A 6,140-nucleotide genomic window follows, 5' to 3' on the forward strand; every position below is an offset into this window, starting at 1 on the left:
GAAGAGTAAATGAACGAAACCAAATTATGTCTTAGGTAAACGACTAGTGTTTATTAAAAGATACCTCGGAAACGCTGATCCCCAATAATAGCGTTTATCCGGGGTATTTTGTTTGTATCAATTCGCGAATAGAAATGTTTATTTATCAAAGTGAGGCTTAATGGCCATATGGGCAATCGCTAATAAAGCGATATAACAAAAAAGAAGTAAGATATAATAGTCCATAGCCATCAAGATTATCTCTTATTTTATATATACGCAGTAACTACTGTTCTTAGACCTTTTTTTAAAAGAGAAAGTATTATTTATAAAAAAATTTACGAAACGAAATGTGACTTTAGGAAATTTTAATGCGGAAGACTACGACTTTGGATCGACCAGTTTATAGGCATTGATCACAGCTTTTTCCCCTGCGATTCCAGCAACAGAATTGCCGTGTTCCATACCCAGAATGCCTGTAAAACCCTTACTGTGAATAAATTTAAAGATATTTTGGTAGTTGATTTCACCAGTGGTTGGCTCATTCCTTCCGGGATTGTCTCCTATCTGAAAATAGGCGATCTCATCCCAGCAAGCTTCTATGTTCGGGATTAAATTTCCTTCCTGTATTTGTTGATGATAGATGTCATACAAGATCTTGCAGGAAGGAGAAGACACCGCTTTACAGATCTCATAGGCTTGCGGACTTTCGGTTAAGAATAGTCCGGGATGATTTCTGAAGTTCAGCGGTTCCAGGACCATAATAAGCCCGTGAGGTTCCAGGATAGCAGCGGCCTGCTTCAACGATTCTACAACATGTGCGGTTTGATGTCCCATACGAAGTTTAAGATCTCTATGCCCGGGTACTACGGTCATCCATTTTGCATCCACTCGTTTAGCGACCTCTGCAGCTTTTCGGATATACTCCAGGAATTCTACTCGTTTTTCCGGGTTTCCTGAAGCGAGATTTGGCATTTCCCAATAGATCTTATGTGCCACAAAGACACCCATTTGTATCCCTCTTTCCTTCATGACCTTAGACATGGCCGTTTGAAGTTCCACAGGCCTATTCATCATGTCGTTGTCTTCAAAGGCGGTAAACCCCTGATCTGCCATAAAATGGAGTTGTGCAATAGGATCTTCCCCCGCACTTTCGCGGAACATTCCCAGATGCGGGGCATATTTCAATTGGAAATTGTGAGCAGGTTTCTGTTGCGACGGATTTGCAAAGACAGAAAACCCTGTCAGTGACAGGGTGCTGCCGGCTAAAGCCGATGTATAAATAAAATTTCTTCTTTTCAAAGGGCTATGTTAAAGGGACCAATCTTTCCCTCCCGTAAGTTCATTAAGATCTCCACATCCTATATATTCTCCGGGAACAGGAAGGTAGGCCAACACATTTTCGCCTACATATTCGGAGGTTTTATAACCCCAGATGGTCTTATCGCGCAAATTCTTAGCAAAGGAATACTTAATGACATCTTCGGCAACGGCATCATTTTCTCCCTTAGAAGCAGCCGAGGTATTTTTGATCATTAGTTCCATGTTTTCGATTTCCTCCTCTTCTGTGACACTCAGTGCTGCTGCTAAAACAGGTTCCAGGTCTTCAGAAGTTAGGTCCTCTGCTTTTTCTTTTCCGGAGGCTTTTAAGGATTTTTCTATAAAATGGTTGAGAGATAATTTTGTAATATCCTGCATTACCTCTTCCTCAATTTCATTTGTGAACTTATCTATAAACACATGGACATTGACTTCAGAGGCAGAAGGCGTATCTGTTTTAGGCAAGATAATGTCTACCAGTTTAATTAGGATATTTCCCTCCTCCTTGGTAAAAAACTCAGGTGTCCAGTCAACTGTTTTTACTTCATTACATGATTGTACGAGCGATAATAAGGTAGGAGTAGCTATTGTATACCCCAGAGCCAACCCCATATTTTTTAATGCTATTCTTCTATCCATTACAGTAGTCCTTTTTTAAGTTGTTCTGCGGCATGGTTGGCGGCGCGGGCCGTAAATGCCATATAAGTTAATGAGGGGTTCACACAAGCGGCAGAGGTCATAAACGCCCCATCTGTAACGTACACATTCTTTACTGCATGTACCTGATTATATTCATTGAGGACAGAGGTTTTAGGGTCACGACCCATTCTGGCAGTGCCCATTTCATGGATTCCCAAGCCAAGAGCTCCTGGCCTGTCAAAGGCCTCCACATCTTTTAAACCTGCTTTGGTCAACATCTCATACGCCTGTTCTTTCATGTCTTCCCGCATCTTCCACTCGTTCTCCTTAAACTCGGCGTCGAAGGTGACAGTTGGGAGACCCCAACCGTCTAGTTTATCGTAATCCAGGGTCATCCTGTTATCTTCATAGGGTAATACTTCCCCAAATCCTCCCATTCCGAAGGTCCAGCCTCCTGGTTTTAATATGGCCTCCTTCAGATCCTTCCCATGAGAGAGTTCCTGAACCGCGTCTTCCCAGTCGCCTCGGCTTCCACTTCCCTGATAGCCATAGCCTCTTTTAAATGTTTTCATATTAGAGCTGCCTCCTAAATTACGGAAGCGCGGAACGTAGATTCCATTGGGTTTTCGACCCTTGTAGATCTTATCATCAAACCCATCGTATTTTCCTGCAGCACCAACACCCAGGTGGTGATCCATAATATTCCTCCCCAGCTGATCCGAGTCATTACCCATGCCATTTGGGAAACGGTCCGATTTAGATTGCATAAGGATAGAGGTAGAGGATATGGAAGAAGCACACAGGAATATTACCTTGGCCTTAAATTCAAAGGTTTCTTTGGTAACTCTGTCTATGACTTTAACACCGGTCGCCTTTTTTGTGTCGGGATCATACATAACCTCATGGACAATAGAATCTGGTCTCAGGGTCATGTTGCCTGTGGCCTCAGCGGCAGGCAATGTAGAGGAATTACTACTGAAATAGGCTCCAAAAGGACATCCTCGGATACATCTGTTTCTGAACTGACATTTTGATCTGCCGTCTCCTTCAAATTTTTTAGAACTATTAATATGAGCTACACGCCCGGCGGTGATCACGCGCCCGTCAAAATTCTCTGCTACCTTTTCCCTGACATGCTGCTCCACACAGTTGAGTTCCATCATAGGCTCAAAAACACTATCGGGTAATTGTGGCAGCCCTAAAGATTCTCCGGATATCCCAACATAAGTTTCAACTTTGGTGTACCAGGGAGCAATATCCTTGTATCGTACCGGCCAGTCTACCGCTATTCCTTCTTTCTTATTAGCCTCAAAGTCTAGATCGCTCCAGCGATAGCTGTGTCTGCCCCAAAGTAAGGATCTGCCGCCCACGTGGTATCCACGCATCCAGTCAAATCGCTTTGTCTCGTTATAGGGATGTTCTAAATCATTTACAAACCAAAAATTATGAGGTGCTTTTACCGTATAACCTGTACGGGCCTGTTTGAGTTGCTTGGCCACCTCCTCCGGGCGGAGTTCCCCATTGTTTGGAAAGTCCCATGTATCCATATTCGCAGTAGGATAGTCCTCACGGTGTTTTACCATTCTTCCGCGTTCCAAGACCAAAGTTTTAAGCCCTTTTTCACATAGTTCCTTAGCGGCCCACCCTCCACTTATTCCTGTTCCAACAACAATGGCATCATAGGAATCCTGTACTTCGTTATAATAAAATTTACTCATCTAACTATATTGTTTACTGGCTAAAAGTATTAAATATAAAATTAATTTTCTACATTTAAACGGCCTTATTCTTACCGAATCCTTGTTAAACTTTAGCTTTCTTTAGATTATAAAATTAAATAACCAATTATTAATACAGATACACTATTTTCCCATTTCAAAAAAGTAAGAGCACCTTTTTCGATTTTTGATATCTGGGATTTGCATCTCAGAACCACTAATAAACACTCATATGAAAAGAAGAAACTTTGTTAAGAATTCTGCAGTGGCCGGCGTAGGACTCTCCGTTTTGGGCATCTATAGCTGCAAAGAAGCTAAAAAAGAAGCCACAGATGAAACCGGAATGGAAGAAAAGGATGAAAGTATGGAACCATTTTTTAAATTATCCCTTGCTCAATGGTCTGTACATAGAATGATACAGAACGGGGAATTAGATCCTTATGCTTTTGCTTCCAAGGCTAAGGAGTGGGGATTTGCCGGGTTGGAATATGTGAGTCAGCTGTATGACAAAGAATTGAAACCCGCTAATTACAGCGCGGAAGCAATGGCTGCTTTTGTGGACAGATCTAACGCAGAAGCTGAGAAGCACGGCCTGCAAAACGTACTTATCATGATAGACGGACAAGGAGATCTGGCCACCTCAGATGCAAAAACTCGGAAAGAAGCTGTTGAAAACCACCACAAATGGGTAGATGCAGCAAGCGCCATGGGGTGCCATGCCATCCGAGTGAATCTGGCAGGGAGTACAGATCCTGAAACCTGGGTCCCTAATTCGGTGGATGGACTAAGCCAGTTGGCTAACTACGCAAAAGGAAAAAGTATAAATATATTGGTGGAAAATCACGGTGGCCTGTCTTCCAACGCTGCGATGCTGGCAGAAGTGATGACCAAAGTAGGCATGGATAATTGTGGCACTCTGCCCGATTTCGGAAATTTCTGTATCCGCAGAAATGACCCTGAAGACTATGGCAGTGGATGTGCAGACATGTACGATGCTTATAAAGGGACTACAGAATTAATGCCATTTGCTAAAGCAGTTAGTGCTAAATCGCATAATTTCGACGAGGCCGGAAACGAAACAGACATAGATTATACCCGAATGCTCCAAATCGTAAAAGATGCCGGGTATACAGGTTTTATTGGGGTAGAGTATGAAGGTGATGAGTTAGGAGAAGTTGAAGGCATCATGGCCACAAAAAATCTTATGCTTTCATCGGCAGCTAAAATTGGGTAAAGTAGAAACACACTTATGGAGGAATTCTTTAATGAGCTCTTTGATTATAATTTTTTCTGTAACAAGCAATTAATAGAAGCTTGTGGGGAACTTAAGAAAGTGCCAGAGAAAAGTATCAAACTATTTAGTCATATTCTGAATGCCCATCATATTTGGAATGCTCGGATCGTTGGCATCCCTTCAACCCTTGGGGTGTGGCAGGAGCACGCAGTGAAAGACTGGGAGGATATTCATTACGAGAACCAGCGAAACACCTTTGAGATCATTACGGGTGCGGATAATTATGAGAGAAGAATTGATTATGAGAATTCTGAGGGCCGACTTTTCACAAACACCACACAGGATATGTTGTTCCACATCATCAATCATTCTACACATCACAGGGCTCAGATCCTGGCAGATTTCAGAGATCAGGGCATTGCACCTATCTCCCTGGACTATGTTTTTTACAAACGCTAACGACCAAAACAAGATAGAATGAACTCAAAAATTAAAATACAGTTGTCCTTTATGATGTTCCTCGAATTTTTTATTTGGGGAGGATGGTTTGTAACTCTGGGGACATTTCTAGGAGATAATCTAAAGGCAAGTGGGGGAGAAATTGCCATGGCATTTTCTACCCAATCCTGGGGGGCCATCATTGCACCATTTATCATTGGACTAATTGCCGATCGTTACTTTAATGCAGAGCGAATTCTTGGGGTATTGCATCTTTTAGGAGCCGTACTTATGTATCAAATGTACAATTCGGTAGATTTTACAGGTTTTTATCCGTATGTCCTGGGGTATATGATCATTTATATGCCAACGCTGGCCCTGGTGAATTCAATCTCTTTCAACCAAATGAAGGACCCAGCCAAGGAATTTTCTTTTGTACGTGTTTTTGGGACCATAGGCTGGATTGTAGCCGGACTTATCATTAGCTATGTTTTTCTGTGGGATTCTCCAGAAGCTAGAGGTGAGGGCATGTTAAGAAATACCTTTTTAATGGTGGCCATAGCATCTGCGGTATTGGGACTGTTTAGTTTTACCTTACCAAAGACGCCGCCAACAGCTGTTAAGGAGGAAAAAGTGAGTGTTTCTACCAGTTTGGGGCTAGATGCACTAAAATTATTAAAGGATAGAAATTTTTTGATCTTCTTTTTATCCTCCGTACTAATCTGTATTCCATTGGCCTTTTATTACCAAAATGCCAACCCATTCTTAGCTGAAATAGGAATGGACAATCCTACAGGGAAAATGACCATAGG

6 protein-coding genes are annotated in these 6,140 nt (G+C 42.2%); 3 read left to right on the plus strand and 3 right to left on the minus strand.

The genetic code is table 11. The features are described 5' to 3' along the window. Nucleotides 1-360 precede the first annotated feature (360 nt). The 3 genes from WBM49_RS06780 to WBM49_RS06790 are packed head-to-tail and all read right to left on the minus strand — an operon-like array spanning nt 361 to nt 3,656. Nucleotides 361-1,281 carry a hydroxypyruvate isomerase family protein gene (locus WBM49_RS06780; RefSeq protein ID WP_424371299.1) on the minus strand — a complete coding sequence of 307 codons (921 nt, stop codon included), beginning with the start codon at nt 1,279-1,281 and terminating at the stop codon, nt 361-363. Nucleotides 1,282-1,290: 9 nt separating this feature from the next. Then, nucleotides 1,291-1,938 carry a gluconate 2-dehydrogenase subunit 3 family protein gene (locus WBM49_RS06785; RefSeq protein WP_424371300.1) on the minus strand — a complete coding sequence of 216 codons (648 nt, stop codon included), beginning with the start codon at nt 1,936-1,938 and terminating at the stop codon, nt 1,291-1,293. Continuing rightward, the gene (locus WBM49_RS06790; protein ID WP_424371301.1) at nt 1,938-3,656 is read right to left on the minus strand and encodes a GMC oxidoreductase; all 1,719 of its coding nucleotides are present in this window, start codon (nt 3,654-3,656) and stop codon (nt 1,938-1,940) included. The genes WBM49_RS06785 and WBM49_RS06790 overlap by 1 nt, the downstream gene beginning before the upstream one ends. A gap of 232 nt (nt 3,657-3,888) precedes the next feature. Here WBM49_RS06790 and WBM49_RS06795 point away from each other — a divergent pair, with 232 nt between their 5' ends. The 3 genes from WBM49_RS06795 to WBM49_RS06805 all read left to right on the plus strand — a co-directional run. Continuing rightward, a complete protein-coding gene (locus WBM49_RS06795; protein ID WP_424371302.1) occupies nt 3,889-4,890 on the plus strand; it encodes a sugar phosphate isomerase/epimerase family protein in 1,002 nt (333 codons plus the stop codon). A 15-nt stretch (nt 4,891-4,905) separates the two neighbouring features. Beyond that, nucleotides 4,906-5,349: a DinB family protein gene (locus WBM49_RS06800; RefSeq protein ID WP_424371303.1), complete on the plus strand. Its 444-nt coding sequence runs from the start codon at nt 4,906-4,908 to the stop codon at nt 5,347-5,349. Nucleotides 5,350-5,367: 18 nt separating this feature from the next. After that, nucleotides 5,368-6,140: MFS transporter (locus tag WBM49_RS06805; RefSeq protein WP_424371304.1), on the plus strand; the 773-nt coding region annotated here is incomplete at its 3' end.

It is taken from the genome of Muriicola sp., assembly GCF_049669965.1.
GTDB lineage: Bacteria > Bacteroidota > Bacteroidia > Flavobacteriales > Flavobacteriaceae > Muriicola.

Bases quoted from the DNA above. Each gene is read 5' to 3' on its own strand.
- WBM49_RS06800 (WP_424371303.1), top strand. From the start codon at position 4,906: ATGGAGGAATTCTTTAATGAGCTCTTTGATTATAATTTTTTCTGTAAC.
- WBM49_RS06785 (WP_424371300.1), bottom strand. From the start codon at position 1,938: ATGGATAGAAGAATAGCATTAAAAAATATGGGGTTGGCTCTGGGGTAT.
- WBM49_RS06790 (WP_424371301.1), bottom strand. From the start codon at position 3,656: ATGAGTAAATTTTATTATAACGAAGTACAGGATTCCTATGATGCCATT.
- WBM49_RS06795 (WP_424371302.1), top strand. From the start codon at position 3,889: ATGAAAAGAAGAAACTTTGTTAAGAATTCTGCAGTGGCCGGCGTAGGA.